The organism is Polynucleobacter cosmopolitanus, from assembly GCF_002224225.1.
In the GTDB taxonomy this organism is placed as follows: Bacteria; Pseudomonadota; Gammaproteobacteria; order Burkholderiales; family Burkholderiaceae; genus Polynucleobacter; species Polynucleobacter cosmopolitanus.
Genome location: NZ_NJGG01000001.1, coordinates 664873 through 681869, shown reverse-complemented (window position 1 = coordinate 681869; position 16997 = coordinate 664873). Strand labels below are relative to the sequence as shown.

The following is a 16997-nucleotide window of genomic DNA, read 5'->3' as shown; positions in this document are numbered from 1 at the left end:
TGTTTTATGTCTCATTTTTATCTTCCTGGCCCTTGGCCAAAACCTGGCGTCGACATCAGCGATGAAATGATCCTAGATGTCAAATTAGCCCATCATTTGCGGGTCCGCAGAATTGACTCAGGCGAAACATTCCAAGTCTTTGATGGCAAAGGTTTAACCGCCAATGCTTGCTTAGTGGCCATGGATAAAAAGACCGCGGTTGTGCGTCTTTCTGAGATTTCAGAAAATCTCCGCACCGAGACAAAATCCCCCATCACCCTGGCCCAAGGCATGGCCAGTAGCGACAAAATGGACTGGTTGATTGAAAAGTCAGTCGAACTGGGGATTTCTTCTGTGATCCCTTTGCACACCGAACGCTCAGTGGTGAGACTCGATGGCGAACGTGCTGCCAAAAAAGGCATCCACTGGGAAGGCATTCTGGTGGCCGCCTCTGAGCAATCGGGCAGAACGGTGATTCCCCAACTGGCACCAGTAAAAAATTTACCCCTTTGGTTGGCCAGCCTTAATCCACACGACCAAGCTTTGCGGATCATGCTGTCACCTCGTGCTGATCAAGCGATGCTCAGTGTTTTAAAGCGTTGCACCCCTCAAGCTTTAACCTTATTGATTGGCCCTGAAGGCGGTTTGAGTGAATCAGAAGAAGAGCAAGCCAAGCGTGCAGGATTTATTCCAGTATCAATGGGGCAACGCATTCTGAGAACTGAGACTGCAGGCATTGTGGCCTTGGCAGCAATACACACCATTTGGAATCAGTTTTAAAAAATACAGATACAAAAAAAGCCGCTAAGCTATTAGCGGCTTTTTTATTTGATTTAATTGGTTAATTTGTTCTGATTTAGCTCTAAATTGAGATCACGCAAACGAGTAAAAAACTCTGCAAGATACGCGACGATCCGCCCAGAACTCAACAGCGTCTCTGAAAACATCTAAAAGAGTTTCACGCGCTTCTTTGTCAAACTTGTGTGTGCATGGCAAACCTTCAAGAACGATCACGAAACCAGGTTGTGGTCCAGAACGATCAATTAAAGTTGTCAATGAATCCAATAAGTTGTCAAAATTTTTCGCCTGCTGTCTTGGGAAATAAAAACCCTTAGCGATTCGGTCCAAAACTTCTGACTTGGTGATGGCCTCAGTTGCATTGGCATAAACAAAATGATTGCCCAATTCTTCCGCTGCTTCCATCAAGTCAGCCGTTCTAAATGCACGAATCGATTGAACAATATTGGTGCGTACGGCGCGTAAAGCGGCTGTAGGGCCTGCTTCGCGTGCGGCAAGGGCAGTGCGCCAAGTAGGCGCAGTTTTTGGCCCTATGGCCTGTGTATTCGCAACAGACGAGCTCAGATTGGCCAAAGCAGGCTGACCGTAAAGATTGTTTTCTGAAATATTCATCGTCATGATGGGGAGTAGAGTACCCTTTTTAACCCCCGAAAACAAGTGACGCAATGGCTTATTTTTAATAAGTCATTGTTTTTTATACTAAAATAAATATGTGAGCATTCGCTCACATATAGGATTTAAGAGTTATTTCTGCTGCGCCGCCTCTACAACTGCCAAGGTTGTCATGTTCACAATTCGGCGTGGCGTGGCAGATGGCGTCAAAATATGCACCGGTTTTGCCGCACCTAGCAAAATTGGGCCAATCGCAATACCGTTACCTGCCGCAGTTTTTAACAAGTTATAAGAAATATTGGCAGCATCGATGTTTGGCAAGACCAATAAATTGGCATCGCCCATCAACGTTGAATCAGGCATGATTGATTTGCGGAGTGATTCATCCAATGCACAATCACCGTGCATTTCACCATCTACTTTTAGTTCAGGTGCTTTTTCACGCAAAATCGCCAAGGTCTCGCGCATCTTGATGGCCGATGGCGCATCACTCGAACCAAAATTAGAGTGTGACAACAAAGCTACTTTGGGTTCAATACCTAAAGCACGCAATTCTTTAGCCGCCAAAATAGTCAACTCTGCCAATTGTTCAGCACTTGGATCAATGTTGATGTGCGTATCGACCAAGAAAACTTGGCGGCCTGGCAATACTAAGGCATTCATGGCACCGTAAGTCTTGGCACCTGCCTCATGACCAATCACTTGATCGATGTAATGCAAGTGCGCACCTGTTTGTCCAATCGTGCCGCAGATCAATCCATCTGCCTCACCTTTTTGAACCATCAAAGAACCAATTAATGTATTGCGACGACGCACTTCTAAACGAGCGTATGACTCTGTCACACCTTTGCGCTCAGTCATGCGGTGATAGCTTTGCCAGTAATCGCGATAACGATCATCATCTTCAGGATTACAAATCTCAATATCAACCCCAGGCGTCATCCTCAAACCAAAACGCTCAATGCGACGCTCAATCACTCCTGGACGACCAATCAAAATTGGATTGGCAATCTTTTCGTCGACCAAAACTTGAACAGCTCTCAATACGCGCTCATCTTCACCTTCACAGAAAACAATGCGCTTGTTACCCATTGGAACTTTTTTGGCAACAGAGAACAAAGGCTTCATGATCGTGCCAGAGTGGTACACGAACTGCTGTAACTGATCTTTGTAGGCTGCGAAATCTTTGATTGGGCGAGTGGCCACACCAGAATCCATCGCAGCTTTTGCTACCGCTGGAGCAATGATGGCAATCAAACGAGGATCAAATGGTTTTGGAATCAAATACTCAGGGCCAAACGATAAATTGCTTGCGCCATAAGCAGAAGCAACCACATCGCTTTGCTCTACTTGAGCCAACTCAGCAACAGCAGTCACTGCAGCAATTTCCATTTCACGGGTGATGGTTGTTGCACCAACATCTAAAGCGCCACGGAAAATAAACGGGAAGCACAAAACGTTATTCACTTGATTCGGATAGTCCGTACGACCAGTTGCGATGATTGCATCATCACGCACAGCCTTCACTTCTTCCGGCAAAATTTCAGGCGTTGGATTGGCCAAAGCAAAAACCAAAGGCTTTGCTGCCATCTTTGCCACCATCTCAGGCTTTAGAACACCGCCTGCAGACAAACCTAAAAACACGTCGGCTTTTTCAATCACTTCAGACAAAGTGCGCTGATTGGTTTCTTTCGCAAATGGGTCTTTATCTGGGTCCATCAACTCTTTGCGGCCTTTGTAAACCACACCCGCCAAGTCAGTCACCCAAATATTTTCGATGGGCATACCCAAGTCAACCAACAAATCCAAACATGCCAAGGCCGCAGCTCCAGCACCTGAAGTCACCAACTTCACTTTTTTAATGTCTTTACCAACGACTTTTAAGCCGTTCATGATCGCAGCACCCACAACGATCGCTGTACCGTGTTGGTCATCATGGAAGACTGGAATCTTCATGCGCTCGCGCAACTTGCGCTCAATGTAGAAACAATCTGGAGCTTTGATGTCCTCTAGATTGATACCACCAAAAGTTGGCTCCATCGAGGCAATGATTTCAATCAACTTGTCAGGATCTTTTTCATTGATTTCAATATCAAACACATCAATGCCGGCGAACTTCTTAAAGAGCACGCCCTTACCTTCCATCACAGGCTTACTGGCCAAAGGACCAATATCACCCAAACCTAAAACAGCTGTACCGTTGGTCACTACACCCACGAGATTGCCACGGGATGTGTAGCGAAAAGCATTGCTAGGATCTTTGACGATTTCTTCACAAGCCGCAGCAACACCTGGTGAGTAGGCCAAAGCCAAGTCACGTTGATTGGTCAACTGTTTGGTGGGGGTGACGGCAATCTTGCCTGGCGTTGGAAACTCGTGGTACTCGAGAGCGGCTTTGCGAAGCGCTTCTTTTTGTTGATCACTAGAACTTTTTTTATTGTCAGCGGTTGTCATTGAATAATTCTTTCAATCCCAAACAAAGTGGGTATGTTGAGTTTTATTTTGAATGTTTGTCTCTTACTTTTATCTCTTGCTCTTTTTATTTATTACTTTTATGTGTTGCTATTTTTGCTACTTTTTTAGTTATTAACTAGATTCTAGTCCTGTTCTAGAAAAACCGTCCAATCCATTCGATTCTCACCCTTATTTAATTGGGGAAAGATCTCTTTTAAGCAATGGTCATACAATGAATACATGGTCCATGAACACACTTCCCCATCTGGCAGGCCCGGAGAGTTTGATTTGATCGAACGCTTTTTTAAACAGCGCGCTGTCAAACATCCAAACTCAGGGATTGCATTGGGCATTGGCGATGATTGTGCATTGATCAACCCCAGCAACCATCAACAAATCGCGATCAGTACGGATATGTTGGTTGAGGGCCGTCATTTCTTAGTAGGCGCTGACCCCTATTTGCTTGGGCGCAAATGTTTGGCAGTTAACTTATCCGATCTTGCAGCCATGGGTGCAAGCCCCCTTGGATTTACCCTGGCGATTGCCATGCCAGAAGTCAAAGTTGACTGGCTAGAGACTTTTTCTAATGGCCTGTGGGATATGGCCAATGAACATAATTGCCAATTGATTGGTGGTGACACCACCGCAGGACCACTCACCATCAGCATCACGATTTTTGGTCAAGTGTCGCAAGACAAAGCTCTGGGCCGAAATAAGGCTCAAGTCGGCGACGATATATGGGTCTCCCATGAAGTGGGTGATGCTAGATTAAGTCTTGGCGCTTTGCGCCAAGAGTGGGCTTTATCTATTGAAGAGTTTGCAAAAGTCAGCCAGCGCATGCACAACCCAACCCCAAGAACAGAGCTGGGGCAGCACCTGATTGGTCTTGCTCATGCAGCGATTGATATTTCTGATGGATTACTGGGTGATTTAAGTCACATCTTGCGTCAATCATCGGTCAGCGCAGATATTTTGATTGACCAGGTACCAGGCTCAAAGATCCTCAACAGCAAATCCATTGAACTACAACGTTTATGTAAATTGACGGGTGGCGATGACTATGAATTGTGTTTCACGGCAGCCAAAGAAAAGTCTTCACAGATAGAAGAATTAGCTTCACGCCTAGGTCTTGCATTGACCAAGATTGGATCGATCACCGAGCGAACTGAAAAATTGATTCGACTGATCGATGGTAATAATCAAGAACTCTCGAGTTCGCTGAGCGAGCAATACTTAAAGTCTTTTGATCACTTTAAGTAATTGCTGCACTCAACTTAATTTAGTTCAAACTAAGAACAGAATCAGAACTTACTTCATCCAACCTTTTTTGCGGAAGTAAATCAAAGGAATGGCTGATGAAATCAACATCACGATGATGGCCATTGGATAACCAATGGTCGAACGCAATTCAGGCATGTGTTCGAAGTTCATGCCCCAAATGCTGGCCAACAGGGTTGGCGGCATCAAAGCAACAGATACCACGGAGAAGATCTTGATGATCTTATTCTGATTGATGTTAATAAAACCAACTGTGGCATCCATCAAGAAGTTGATCTTGTCGAACAAGAAAGCCGTGTGGTTTTCTAATGAGTCGATGTCTCGCAAAATCTGACGAGCTTCTTCTTGTTGTTCATCAGATAACAACTTACTGCGCATCAAGAAAGACAAGGCGCGACGCGTGTCCATCACATTGCGACGAATACGACCATTCAAATCTTCTTCTTTGGCAATGGTTTCCAAAACACCAGCAGCATCACTGTCGGTCACGTCATGAGTCAAGACGCGCTTACCTGCCTCTTCAAGGTTTTCATAAACCTCTTCCAAAGCATCCGCAGAATATTCAGCATCCGTTGAATACAAATCCAATAAAACATCCTTAGCGTTTCTCACTGAGCCCGGGCGCAAACGAGCGCGCAAGCGAACCAAGCGGAACACAGGTAAATCTTGTTCATGAATTGAGAACAAAATATTGTCAGTGAGAACGAAAGCAACTCGCACGTTGCGTGGATTTTCATCATCATCCAAAATGAAATCCGTGCGAATGTGCAAATGGCCATCTTCCGCCTCGAAATAACGAGCGGATGCTTCTAAATCGCCTAGATCTTCTAGTTCGGGCAGGGAGACGCCAAAGGCTTCTTTGATCCACTGAAGTTCTTCCTCTTCAGGGTCAACAACATCAATCCAAATAGGGTTATGGTGCTTTAGCAGTTCTTGACGGTCATCCACCTGCTCCTGGGCTAGGCGACCTTTTTGTAATACGAATAGGTTGATCATGCCGGGGCTCCGATCTTGTTTTTCAACTATTTATGTGAGGAGTTAGCCACAGGGGTTCGCGGAGTTTATCCTATAGTCTGAGAAAACTAAAGCATCACATTCAATTCTTTAGAGATTTTCATGAGATATTAATGTGATTAGATGAAAGATTGATGAAATAGCCATGAAAAACCGCCCTTTATTCACCGAACAACTGGCCCGTGCTTGGTCTGACCAAGACAGCATGCTGTGCGTTGGACTCGACCCAGATCCAAAACAGTTCCCTGCTTCAATCAAGGGCAAAGGCGGTGCTATTTTGGCTTTCTGTCGAGAAATCGTTGATGCCACTGCCGATTTGGTTTGCGCATTCAAGCCCCAAATCGCTTACTTTGCAGCCCATGGAGCGGAAGATCAACTAGAACAACTGATCGATCACATTCATCGTCAACACCCACAAGTGCCCGTGATTCTTGATTCCAAGCGCGGCGACATTGGTAGCACGGCTCAGCAATATGCCATCGAAGCATTCGATCGCTATCAAGCAGATGCTGTGACAGTGAACCCTTATATGGGCTTTGATTCAGTAGAGCCCTATTTGAAATACGCCAACAAGGGTGTGATTGTTTTGTGTCGCACCTCTAATCCAGGTGGCTCAGATTTGCAGTTTTTAGAAGTGAATGAAAAAGGTCAAACTGATAAAGAGTTGCTCTACCAACGGGTGGCTCGCTTGGCCAGCAGTCAGTGGAATAAAACAGGTCAATTGGGTTTGGTCGTCGGAGCCACCTTCCCCGAAGAAATTGCCAAGGTACGTGAGATTGTTGGTGAGATGCCGCTTCTTATTCCAGGCATCGGTGCTCAAGGTGGCGATATCCCTGCAACGGTTCAAGCAGGCACGGTCGCGAACGCTCCGGGCACAGGGATGATCATCAACTCATCGAGAGCCATTCTGTATGCGAGTCAAGATGGAAATTTTGCAGATGCTGCAAGACAGGCTGCGATGGCCACGCGAAATGCATTGCGTGCAGCTAAGAAATGAAGATTCAACCGCAACGCACTTGGATATGGTCTAGGCCAGAGCGTGCCCTGGCTTTTGGATTTGGCTCGGGTCTCTCGTTCAGAGCCCCGGGAACAGTCGGCACTCTCTACGCCTGGGCCTTCTACCTCTTATTTGAAATTCTTTTTTCCACTCACACGATTGCTTGGATCATTGCTGTTGGTGCGATTGCCGGCATCTGGATTTGCGGCAAGGTCGGCGAAGAATTAGGTGTGCCTGATCACGGCGGCATTGTTTGGGATGAGTTCATTGCCTTTTGGTTGATTCTGTTCATGATCATGCCAACAGATATCTGGGGTCAAGTAGGCGCATTTTTATTATTTCGATTTTTTGATGCGGTCAAACCAGGCCCGATCAAAACGATTGATCGTTATTTCAAAACCTGGCAACCCAAGGTTGAACGCTTAGATCAACCTAAAAAAATACCATCTTGGGTAGTGCGTGGTTTTGGCGTGATGATTGATGACATCGCGGCAGCCATCGCCACACTGTTGGTGATTGCCATTTGGGTCAGAGTATTTTGAATACCCCACAGAACATTGATCTTCATGAGATCACTCATGATTTAGCAAGGGTGCTCATAAAAAATAACTGGCATCTCAGCACTGCTGAATCTTGTACAGGCGGGATGGTGGCTGCCAGCATCACTGAGCTCGCAGGATCCAGTGAGTGGTTTGAGCGTGGCTATGTCACTTATAGCAATCAATCCAAATCTGAAGACATTGATGTGTCACAAAACTTGATCGAGCAGCATGGCGCAGTCAGTGATCAAGTAGCGCGCGCCATGGCTCTTGGTGCCAAACAAAACAGTGGCTCCGATCTCTCTCTTTCCATCACAGGGATTGCAGGCCCCACCGGTGGCAGTCCAGAAAAACCAATCGGCACCGTTTGTTTTGCATGGGCTTTGGCCAATGATCAAATAGTCAGCGAAACAAAACACTTTGAAGGTAATCGTCAGCAGATACGTCAGCAAGCGTGCGATTTTTCCTTGAGAAAGTTACTCGACTTGTTACGAATTTAACAATCTGTCAGCAAGCTCAAGATCATGCTCTTTAAATATTTTTTTAAAAAAATGATAAATCTGATCAACGCCAACCTGCACATCAACAGCCAGCAAACCCTCATCGTCACGATCCAAAGGTATCTTGCCTGTTAAAACAGCACGGTAGTACTCAAGGTCATTACTCACTAAATATTTATTTAGATGATTCAACAATGACTCCAAGGCATAGCCCTGGGTATCCATTAAAGCCATCAAATCGTACAAATCTCTTGAACGTACTCTATTTTTCAACACAAGACTTTTAGCAAGCTCCAAACCTTCGACACCCATTAATGGGAAAGCCCAGAGATCCATTAACTTTGGCGTGCTCTTATAAAACTGTCTTTGCTCTTCGTTTTCGCCCAATGTAAAAAATGTCACCTTTACATCATTAATACTGAAATCTCTTACATAGTCCAATAAATTAAGACCCGTTTGAATCTTAAATTTTGATATTTGCGCAACAGCATTGAGCTCTTTAACATCATGCTTGATTTTTAATGCAGATAAAAATTGATCGATGGCATGATTGGGTAGCTTCTTATCAAAGCACGCTAAATCAAGATCATTGCTTCTTCGATGATTGATTTGTAATGCCAAAGCTGTCCCACCAACCAAACAAAGATTTTGATCTAACTTTAAATCTTTGATTAATTTTGCATGATCATTGAGACTCTCAAATAGCTTGAGAGTCTCAATAGGCAGAGTGCTCAGATAAAGCTTATTTTTCTTTGCTAGATTCTTCTTTTGCTTCATATCAAGCTATTTTTCTAGCATAAGCTTCATGAATGGTTTCCATGATTTCCTCCAAATCTTCACGCACATCTTCATAGAAGTCTGACTTGATTTCTTCATCAATTCGCTCAACACCAAATCGTTTACATAAACGAACAATATCTGCAAATCTCAGTCTTTTTAAAACTTTCATGATCAGAACATCATCTGGCAAATGACCCGGATTTGACCAGTCATATGGATAATCAAATTTATCTGAGACCTCATAAATTTGCGCCTCTTCTCTGATTGATTGAGGATAGGAAGTAACTGCTTTTTGATTACTGTTAGAGGTCAACAAATCAAAACCAACCTCTAAGTGCTCCATCACCTTGATCAGTAAATGGCTACCAACGTTTTTGCCCACCTCTAAATCAGCCAATGTTTGCCGGCGCACCTCAACCTGCTGAGCAAGCTCATCTTGGGTTAAACCCATTGATTTGCGTTTTTCACGCAATAGACTGCCTATTTGTTCGGCTTTTTGTAGACTTTGACTCATAATGTTCTATTTATAGAACATTTATGGAGATATTTCAAGGTAATATTTTAAATATCCGGCATTTATGTTAGATATAATTAACATTAATGACCAATTTTTACTTATTCATTCTTTCCAAAATGAAATCGATCCTTGCTGGAAAATTCACTCTGGCTTTGCTGCAATATTTCACCTTGTCATAACACTTAGGCGCTGGCAAGGCTGATGCCAATGATGCCGCCTCCTCAATACTGAGTTGATGAGGCTTTACCGCAAAATAATGTTGTGAGGCGGATGCGACACCAAACACTCCCTCACCCCACTCAACACTGTTGAGATAAATCTCAAAAATACGATCTTTGGATAAAACCAATTCCAACATGCCCGTGATGATGAACTCTTGCCCTTTGCGGACATAACTTTTCTCACCAGACAAGAACAAGTTTTTTGCCAGCTGCTGCGTGATGGTTGAACCACCTCTTAAATGTTTGTTATTTTTTTGATTTCTATCCCAAGCGTCTTTCATTGCTTGCGGCTCAAAACCAGGATGACGATAAAAATCACTGTCTTCACTGATGGTGATCGCACGTTTCAAATGCTTCGGTATTTTTTCAAACTCAATCCATTCGCGCTTAATTCCACATGGATGGATATAAGGAATACTCCAACCACACAAACGATGACGTTCGGCCAATTGGAATGCAGTGACACTGGGATTGAACCATTGCCAAGCAACTATCTGTAAAAAGAAAAAGGCTTGTAAAGCAAGGATGCTAGCAATGAAAACAATGATGAAATAACGCAAATATTTCATTGAATTAATAACTGGCTCTCACAGTGGTAATTGCGCCATTGATATCCAAGGGAGTCTTCTCTAGATCTAATTGACGCCAAGTTTCAAAAGCAAGCGCCGCTTGCTCAACCAACATGCCCAAGCCATCGACTGCCTGAATGCCCAGAGCTTTGGCATCTAGCATGAAACAGGTTTCTTTACCGTAGACCATGTCATAAGCCAAAGTATCAGGATGAATGATGGCTCGCAAAATATCTTTGGCAATTGGTGACTCATTGCTCAAGCCAGTAGCAGTTGCATTGATGATCAAATCATATGAGCCATTCTTAAGCTCAGACAAAGGTAGCGCCTTCAAATGAACTTTGGCTTTAGTTGCCAACCCTGTGAATTGCTTGACCAGCGCTTCCGCTTTTTCATGGGTGCGATTAAACACGGTGATGCTGGCAACACCAGCCCCCATCAAAGGTTCTATCACCCCTTGAGCCGCACCACCAGCACCTAAAATTAAAACATTGATGCCACTCAAGGCAGCTCCAGAGCGCTGCTTTAACAAGCGACGCAAGTCTCGCGTCAAGCCTTCGCCATCAGAGTTATCGCACCACAGTTGTCCATTGTCTACCCACAACATGTTCGCCGCTTGTGCAGACTGGGCACGGGGCGTTTTATGTTGAGCTAGCTCATAGGCTTGTAACTTGAATGGGATGGTGACATTCAAACCCTTACCACCGCGCTCAAAAAATTCTTGAGTCGTTTTTTTGAAATCATCAAGCTCTGAATAAATTCGACCGTAATGGATGGCTTGCTGAGTTTGCTTTGCAAAAATCTCATGGATCAAAGGTGACTTACTGTGAGCAATAGGATTCCCAATCACCGCGTAGGCATCTTTGCCTGGGTAGTCTTGGGGGTTCACTTGATCAGTCATTGCTTGGCTCATGGCGTTCATCTGTTTAAGTCAGTGTATCAATTTTTTACATCTAGTTTTAGTTCACCGCCATCTCTGGTGAAGTCAAAGGTTGATACCCAATCTAAAACATCAATTTGCTGCCTCATGGCATCTGTGAATCGCCCAAAAGGGGCTGCCGAACGAATGATGGCAATCGCTTGGCGATCCAACTCCTGATTACCAGAGGACTTCATCACTGTGACGCCCTCTTTACTGAGTCTGCCACGTTGATCAACACTGACCATCAAGACCAAACTACCGTACAAAGCTTTGCCGCCAACTCTTGGAAAGTGAATCGTGCCGTGGGCCTCAATTTGACGACGCATGGCATCGTGATATTGTGCAAACACCACTGATTTGGCGCTGGTAGCAGTCACCGTGGCACGTCTTGGTTGCTGACCTTGTTTTTGTAAACGCTTGGCTAACTCTGCTTCAAGTGGGTTTGCCTCTGATGTTGCTAAATTACTTTTACCTTGCAAAGTGCTGGCTTGGTTTTCTCGTCCGGCCTGAACCTGTGAAAGCAATCTCTTTTGATCAGCCTGTATTTTTTCTAATTGTTCCGCTAATTTAGGATCAGCCCGACGCAGGGCACTTGCTTGCCCTTCTGTTAACTCACCACCACCATTCAAATTAACTTGAGCCAATCGCTTTGGATTGACGGGTGCCGTTGGACTGCTGGCATTGACCAACACAACACTCAGTGGTGTTTTTAAGCGTCGCTCTTGCTCCGATTCAGCGTGCCACTTGAACGCCAATAGGATTGCATGCAATACAAATGAAGCAAGCAGTGCATAAACAATTGGCTTTTTCCAATTTTGCCAATCGATGTTAAAAAACTTATTCAGTGGTACTTGGCTTGACATCATTTTCAGGAACCACTTTTAAAGAATCAGCATCTTGAAGATTCTTTTCATCCTCTAACTCATCAAATTCATCTAACTCATTATTTTCAATTGCATCAGATTGAATTAAACCCAAATAACGCACGCTCGCGACAAGAGCCAAGAAATCAATGTCCACCACTTCAATTTCAGCCCTGGCTCCCCTGGCTTGCTCAGCCAATTCTGGAACACTCAAACGCAACGGAATTTCTTCGACTCGAGCCTGCCCTTCCTTGAGATGTCTCACAACACCTCTCCACGGCAAACCCTTTTGTTTTAAATACTGCAAACACCAATAGTTTTCCATTTGATTTTGATGATCACCATAAGCAGCATAGGTACCATCAAAATCTGCTGCAATGGCCATCAAATCAGCATCCTTGGGCTTAAAAGGTGCCACTAACTTAGCGGTCACACCATGCTGCGCCATGGCAATCAATTGCCATTGATTGACTAAATCAACATAACGTCTCAATGGTGAAGTGCACCAAGCGTAGTTCTCAACTCCCAAACCTTCATGCGGCCCAGGCATTGTTTGCATGCGCGTGCGATGTGGGCCCCAGCCTTTTTGCGCACGATAAATTCCGGGAACACTGTGGCTCGCCAATTGATTGCCCCACGTGCTATTGCAGTAGATCATCCATTCAGCAACGATTGAGTCGAGCACCGAACCTCGCCCACGAGGTGTGATTTCAACCACGCCCTCTGTCACCTTGAAATTAAAGTCGCGTGGCAATGCAGTCGGATCTGGTAAGCCCAAGGCTTCTTCTCTCAATCCATTGGCGACACGTTGCTCTTGCCGCTTGGCATGCAATTGTTTTGCGGATTGCCACAAAATATTCAGCTCGCCTTGATAAGGAATCGCTGATGCATTTTTTGCATCTATCAAAGATTCTTCTGTGACCAAGTGCTCTAAATCATCCAAACGCAGATTCGATGCCATCGGCACTCTTTCAACCTTGGTCACAGGGGCATGCTCACCCTCTAAGATTGGAAGACCCTCAGGATTCAAGGTCACATACAAAGACACCGCGGGTCTTAAAGGTAAATCACTTGCGGCAGATTGCCCTGCGTGTAAAGAAAACACATCAATCACTTCGTCTGGCAGCATGGTGATCTTGCCACTCGGGAAATAGACCGTTGATAATCTTTTTCTACCAACTTCATCCAAAGCACCACCTCGATGAATGGCCAAAGCGGGTGCCGCAATATGAACACCCACACGGTGAGACTGGCCCACACCTGCAACATCAAGAGTGCTCACAGAAAAAGCATCATCAATTTCAGTGGTGCTGGCGTCATCAATTGAAAAAGCTTTGACATCAGCCACAGGTAGCTTCTGAAGTGCTTCTTCCCAAGCTGATTGCTCATTGGCTTGGAGCTGAACCTGAAAACCAATCCCTTTGGGGAAATGTTCCTTTAAAAATTTACCTTCGTGATAAGCCAAGGCAGAACTCAAAACTCCACAAGTTAAAAATAACTCAGGTATCCCACCCTTTAAAGTCTGCGCTGCATTTGCAACAGCTTTATACGCTGTTGAATTTTTATCAGGATTGAATAAAAGAGTATTGACCAGCGGCGCAATCTCTTCCGGTAACTGACCCAGCTTTAGTTGAGCTTCCCATGACTCTTGTTTGATCAACTCCGCTTTTTTTCTTTCAACTGCTAAGAGTGCCGCTTTGAGCTGATCTTCTGGGGCACGCATGAACTGACCGCGACCCTTGCGTCGGAAATAAATAGGGGCGCTGTGCAAGGCCACTGCCAAACTGATTTTTTGAATGGCACTGGATGTTTCACCAAAATACTCTTTGGCCAAATCAGTAAAAATGAATTCTTCAGGTCCAGCGCATTCCCACAAAAAATCCAAATCAATGTCTTCGGCTTGCTTTTTAGCTGATGCCAATAACTCTTCTGGCTTTGAATCTTCAAAACGCAACCAAACATCTTTGGCTTTTAGCTTGCCCCGTTTACCGCCCAAACTTTCAACGGCCAATGCTTCACCCTCTGAGGCTTGCGCCATCAGGGTGGCAATTTTTATATCGCCGCCATCTTCATACAACAAATGCATTAAAGAGATATCCCGCCGCTGGCCTCTAGGGCGATGCCATTGATGTAACTGGATTCATCACTGGCCAAAAATGCGTACACATTGGCCAACTCTTCGGGCTTACCTAGACGGCGTAACCATGAACGATCTTTCATGCCTTTCAAAACATCTTCAGGCATAGACGCCAAAATATTTGTTTCCACAAATCCAGGACAAACAGCATTCACACGGATGCCTTTAGGGCCTAACTCTCTGGCCCAAGTGGTTGTAAAACCAATCACACCATATTTGGTGGCCGCATAGTTTGTTTGACCAAAGTTGCCATACAAACCAACCACACTTGAGGCACTCACAATCGAACCACACCCTGCTTGCAACATGTACGGCACAACCGCCTGCGTACAATTGAACACACCCTTGAGATTCACATCAATCACTGCATCAAATTGCTCTTCAGTCATATTGACCAAACGAGCATCTTTGGTGATACCAGCGTTATTGATGAGAACATCAATGCGGCCGTAACGCTCGATCACTGCTGCCACAACCTCATCAATATTTTTACGATTCGTGACATTCATGACAAAGCCATCAGCCTGGCCACCTGCTGATTTGAGTTGATCAACCGCCGCTTGAACTTGTGCATCATTCATGTCACAAATGATTGAAATACCACCTTCATCACAAAACTTTTGTGCGGTGGCAAAACCAATGCCATTGGCACTGCCAGTGATGATGCAAACTTTATTCTCTAAACGCTTGGCCATATTTTTTGTCATTTTTTACCTTCTTAAGTTCAGTCATCAAAGAATGAATCTCTACCAAAGAATTAATTTCTATCAAAGAATAATTTTTTATTTCAACAACTCTAAAAGCTTGCGGTGCACACCACCAAAACCACCATTGCTCATCACCAAAATATGATCGCCAGGCTTTGCTGCTTGCTTCACCGCTGCCATGAGAAGATTTAAATCATCAAACGCTTGAGCTTTTGAACCGAGCGGCGCCAAAGACTCTTTCAAGTCCCAGCCCAATGCATCTTTGCCAGTGGCTGAACCGTAACCAAACACCAAATCAGCGTCTTGCAAACTATCAGGTAACTGGCTTTTCATCACGCCCAACTTCATCGTGTTTGAACGTGGCTCTAGTACGGCCAAGATACGTGTATTGGCATCACGCCCCACTCGACGTCTTAAGCCATCTACTGTGGTGGTGATTGCTGTTGGATGGTGCGCAAAATCATCATAGATGGTGATGCCATTGACTCGCCCAATCACTTCCATGCGACGCTTCACATTCTTGAATGTGCCTAAAGCTTTAGCCGCATTTTTTACAGAAATACCCACATGATGCGCAGCCGCGATGGCCGCTAAAGCATTCAATTGATTGTGTCGACCCGTGACAGACGCATCCTCATCCCAACAAACCTCTGCCACTTCTTGGCCCTGATAAATGACTTTGAAGCCATCTTTTGCTGTATCAATCAAAGACCACTCTTGAGTCTTGATTGATTGCTCAGGCAAAGCGAATCGCTCAAGACTTGACCAACATCCGCGTTGTACCACTCGCTCCAAACTTTGTTCAGCGCCATTCACAATCAAACGACCCGCACTTGGAACAGTTCTGACCAAATGATGAAATTGAGTTTCGATGGCAGTGATATCAGCAAAGATATCCGCGTGATCAAACTCTAAGTTATTCAAAATAGCCGTTCGTGGTCTGTAATGAACGAATTTGCTGCGCTTATCAAAAAACGCCGTGTCATATTCATCAGCCTCAATCACAAAGTAATGAGGAGCATCCGCTTGATCACCTGTTTTTTTACCCAAGCGCGCCGATACGTCGAAATTATTTGGTACACCGCCAATCAAATACCCAGGCTCCAAGCCATTCGCTTGCAAAATCCAGGTGAGCATCGCAGTTGTGGTGGTTTTTCCATGAGTGCCAGCAACAGCCAAAACATGTTTTCCTTGCAAGACCTGTTCGCCCAACCATTGAGGTCCAGATTGGTAAGGAAGACCTTGATCCAAAATAGCTTCCATCAATGGATTGCCACGAGAAACCACATTACCAATGATGAATAAGTCAGGTTTTAAAGAGATTTGTTCTGGAGAAAATCCCTCGATCAGTTCAATACCCTGAGCCTCGAGTTGAGTGCTCATTGGTGGGTAAACATTGGCGTCACAACCAGTCACTCGATGACCTGCCTGACGTGCGATGGCGGCAATACCGCCCATAAAAGTACCGCAAATACCTAGAATATGAAGATGCATGCCAAGATTTTATCCAAACATCCGTGCAAAATAAGGTAATTCATTGAAAAACGGAAAGAAAAACATGAATAAACGCCAATGGGGTTTGATCTTGATCGCTGGAGCACTGGCTGCAGTTTTAGGCATGGGCTTGTCGAGCTACAAATACAGAACTGAAAAAGCCAGCGATACCGCTATCGAAGAATTACTCACCAGAGAATTGCGCTCCCCAGACGGAAAAATTCATCAAACATCCGATTGGCGTGGAAAAATCCTGATCATCAATTACTGGGCCTCTTGGTGCCCACCATGCGTTGAAGAAATGCCTGAATTGGTGCGATCACAGACCAAATATGCAGCTAAAAATGTACTATTTGTCGGCATCGGTGTTGATTCACCATCTAACATACGCGAATTTCTAGAAAAAACACCAGTGAACTATCCCATTGTTTTAGGTGGCTTGGATGGGGCTACTTGGGCTAAAAATATGGGAAATCCCAGCTCAGGCCTGCCTTTTACAGTGATGGTTGACCGCAAAGGAGCCATTGTTAAGACGAAACTAGGCAAAATAAGCGAAGATGAGCTCAGTTCATGGATAGATAACGCTATAATCACTTCTCAGTAAAAATTTACAGGA

Annotated in this window: 17 protein-coding genes; 6 read left to right on the top strand and 11 right to left on the bottom strand. The window is 44.7% G+C overall.

Going from position 1 to position 16997, the window contains the following annotated elements; all coding sequences use genetic code 11:
• Positions 1–6: 6 nt before the first annotated feature.
• The gene (locus tag AOC33_RS03515) at positions 7–759 is read left to right on the top strand and encodes a 16S rRNA (uracil(1498)-N(3))-methyltransferase (RefSeq protein ID WP_089515188.1); all 753 of its coding nucleotides are present in this window, start codon (positions 7–9) and stop codon (positions 757–759) included.
• Positions 760–852: 93 nt separating this feature from the next.
• Here the strand turns inward: AOC33_RS03515 and AOC33_RS03510 are convergent, their stop codons facing one another.
• Both AOC33_RS03510 and AOC33_RS03505 read right to left on the bottom strand, forming a co-directional pair.
• Positions 853–1395 (bottom strand): barstar family protein, encoded by a 543-nt coding sequence (locus AOC33_RS03510; RefSeq protein ID WP_089515187.1) that lies wholly within the window; start codon positions 1393–1395, stop codon positions 853–855.
• Positions 1396–1521: 126 nt separating this feature from the next.
• On the bottom strand, positions 1522–3843 hold the full coding sequence (locus AOC33_RS03505; protein ID WP_089515186.1) for an NADP-dependent malic enzyme: 2322 nt from the start codon (positions 3841–3843) through the stop codon (positions 1522–1524).
• Positions 3844–4083: 240 nt separating this feature from the next.
• Here AOC33_RS03505 and thiL point away from each other — a divergent pair, with 240 nt between their 5' ends.
• A complete protein-coding gene (thiL, locus tag AOC33_RS03500) occupies positions 4084–5103 on the top strand; it encodes a thiamine-phosphate kinase (RefSeq protein WP_089515185.1) in 1020 nt (339 codons plus the stop codon).
• 48 nt (positions 5104–5151) lie between these two features.
• On the opposite strand, the gene corA is transcribed toward thiL, so the two are convergent.
• The gene (corA, locus tag AOC33_RS03495; protein ID WP_089515184.1) at positions 5152–6117 is read right to left on the bottom strand and encodes a magnesium/cobalt transporter CorA; all 966 of its coding nucleotides are present in this window, start codon (positions 6115–6117) and stop codon (positions 5152–5154) included.
• Positions 6118–6280: 163 nt separating this feature from the next.
• On the opposite strand from corA, the gene pyrF reads away from it, so the two are divergent.
• Genes pyrF through AOC33_RS03480 form a run of 3 tightly spaced genes read left to right on the top strand, consistent with a single transcriptional unit; the run spans position 6281 to position 8171 of the window.
• Positions 6281–7132 (top strand): orotidine-5'-phosphate decarboxylase, encoded by an 852-nt coding sequence (gene pyrF, locus AOC33_RS03490; protein ID WP_089515183.1) that lies wholly within the window; start codon positions 6281–6283, stop codon positions 7130–7132.
• A complete protein-coding gene (locus AOC33_RS03485) occupies positions 7129–7674 on the top strand; it encodes a phosphatidylglycerophosphatase A family protein (RefSeq protein WP_089515182.1) in 546 nt (181 codons plus the stop codon). The genes pyrF and AOC33_RS03485 overlap by 4 nt, the downstream gene beginning before the upstream one ends.
• Before the next feature lie 14 nt (positions 7675–7688).
• Positions 7689–8171: a CinA family protein gene (locus AOC33_RS03480; protein ID WP_089515583.1), complete on the top strand. Its 483-nt coding sequence runs from the start codon at positions 7689–7691 to the stop codon at positions 8169–8171.
• On the opposite strand, the gene AOC33_RS03475 is transcribed toward AOC33_RS03480, so the two are convergent.
• From AOC33_RS03475 to mpl, 8 genes are all read right to left on the bottom strand, one after another.
• Positions 8160–8948, bottom strand: coding sequence for a nucleotidyl transferase AbiEii/AbiGii toxin family protein (locus tag AOC33_RS03475; protein WP_089515181.1), 789 nt, complete (start codon positions 8946–8948; stop codon positions 8160–8162). The genes AOC33_RS03480 and AOC33_RS03475 overlap by 12 nt on opposite strands.
• 1 nt (position 8949) lies before the next feature.
• The gene (locus tag AOC33_RS03470) at positions 8950–9465 is read right to left on the bottom strand and encodes a helix-turn-helix domain-containing protein (RefSeq protein WP_089515180.1); all 516 of its coding nucleotides are present in this window, start codon (positions 9463–9465) and stop codon (positions 8950–8952) included.
• 97 nt (positions 9466–9562) lie between these two features.
• The gene (mtgA, locus tag AOC33_RS03465; RefSeq protein ID WP_089515179.1) at positions 9563–10258 is read right to left on the bottom strand and encodes a monofunctional biosynthetic peptidoglycan transglycosylase; all 696 of its coding nucleotides are present in this window, start codon (positions 10256–10258) and stop codon (positions 9563–9565) included.
• Between the two features lie 4 nt (positions 10259–10262).
• Positions 10263–11171, bottom strand: a complete 909-nt coding sequence (gene aroE / locus AOC33_RS03460; RefSeq protein ID WP_089515582.1) for a shikimate dehydrogenase — start codon at positions 11169–11171, stop codon at positions 10263–10265.
• 26 nt (positions 11172–11197) lie between these two features.
• The gene (locus tag AOC33_RS03455; protein WP_143744009.1) at positions 11198–12046 is read right to left on the bottom strand and encodes an energy transducer TonB; all 849 of its coding nucleotides are present in this window, start codon (positions 12044–12046) and stop codon (positions 11198–11200) included.
• Positions 12018–14129 (bottom strand): ribonuclease catalytic domain-containing protein, encoded by a 2112-nt coding sequence (locus AOC33_RS03450; RefSeq protein ID WP_089515177.1) that lies wholly within the window; start codon positions 14127–14129, stop codon positions 12018–12020. The genes AOC33_RS03455 and AOC33_RS03450 overlap by 29 nt, the downstream gene beginning before the upstream one ends.
• Positions 14129–14887: a 3-oxoacyl-ACP reductase FabG gene (gene fabG, locus AOC33_RS03445; protein WP_245835574.1), complete on the bottom strand. Its 759-nt coding sequence runs from the start codon at positions 14885–14887 to the stop codon at positions 14129–14131. The genes AOC33_RS03450 and fabG overlap by 1 nt, the downstream gene beginning before the upstream one ends.
• Positions 14888–14962: 75 nt before the next feature.
• On the bottom strand, positions 14963–16381 hold the full coding sequence (gene mpl, locus AOC33_RS03440) for a UDP-N-acetylmuramate:L-alanyl-gamma-D-glutamyl-meso-diaminopimelate ligase (protein ID WP_089515176.1): 1419 nt from the start codon (positions 16379–16381) through the stop codon (positions 14963–14965).
• Between the two features lie 64 nt (positions 16382–16445).
• Here mpl and AOC33_RS03435 point away from each other — a divergent pair, with 64 nt between their 5' ends.
• Positions 16446–16985 (top strand): TlpA disulfide reductase family protein, encoded by a 540-nt coding sequence (locus AOC33_RS03435; protein ID WP_089515175.1) that lies wholly within the window; start codon positions 16446–16448, stop codon positions 16983–16985.
• Positions 16986–16997 lie beyond the last annotated feature (12 nt).

Coding starts and splice junctions, on each gene's coding strand:
- AOC33_RS03515 (WP_089515188.1), top strand. CDS start 7: ATGTCTCATTTTTATCTTCCTGGCCCTTGGCCAAAACCTGGCGTCGAC.
- AOC33_RS03510 (WP_089515187.1), bottom strand. CDS start 1,395: ATGACGATGAATATTTCAGAAAACAATCTTTACGGTCAGCCTGCTTTG.
- AOC33_RS03505 (WP_089515186.1), bottom strand. CDS start 3,843: ATGACAACCGCTGACAATAAAAAAAGTTCTAGTGATCAACAAAAAGAA.
- thiL (WP_089515185.1), top strand. CDS start 4,084: ATGGTCCATGAACACACTTCCCCATCTGGCAGGCCCGGAGAGTTTGAT.
- corA (WP_089515184.1), bottom strand. CDS start 6,117: ATGATCAACCTATTCGTATTACAAAAAGGTCGCCTAGCCCAGGAGCAG.
- pyrF (WP_089515183.1), top strand. CDS start 6,281: ATGAAAAACCGCCCTTTATTCACCGAACAACTGGCCCGTGCTTGGTCT.
- AOC33_RS03485 (WP_089515182.1), top strand. CDS start 7,129: ATGAAGATTCAACCGCAACGCACTTGGATATGGTCTAGGCCAGAGCGT.
- AOC33_RS03475 (WP_089515181.1), bottom strand. CDS start 8,948: ATGAAGCAAAAGAAGAATCTAGCAAAGAAAAATAAGCTTTATCTGAGC.
- AOC33_RS03470 (WP_089515180.1), bottom strand. CDS start 9,465: ATGAGTCAAAGTCTACAAAAAGCCGAACAAATAGGCAGTCTATTGCGT.
- mtgA (WP_089515179.1), bottom strand. CDS start 10,258: ATGAAATATTTGCGTTATTTCATCATTGTTTTCATTGCTAGCATCCTT.
- aroE (WP_089515582.1), bottom strand. CDS start 11,171: ATGAGCCAAGCAATGACTGATCAAGTGAACCCCCAAGACTACCCAGGC.
- AOC33_RS03455 (WP_143744009.1), bottom strand. CDS start 12,046: ATGATGTCAAGCCAAGTACCACTGAATAAGTTTTTTAACATCGATTGG.
- AOC33_RS03450 (WP_089515177.1), bottom strand. CDS start 14,129: ATGCATTTGTTGTATGAAGATGGCGGCGATATAAAAATTGCCACCCTG.
- fabG (WP_245835574.1), bottom strand. CDS start 14,887: ATGACAAAAAATATGGCCAAGCGTTTAGAGAATAAAGTTTGCATCATC.
- mpl (WP_089515176.1), bottom strand. CDS start 16,381: ATGCATCTTCATATTCTAGGTATTTGCGGTACTTTTATGGGCGGTATT.
- AOC33_RS03435 (WP_089515175.1), top strand. CDS start 16,446: ATGAATAAACGCCAATGGGGTTTGATCTTGATCGCTGGAGCACTGGCT.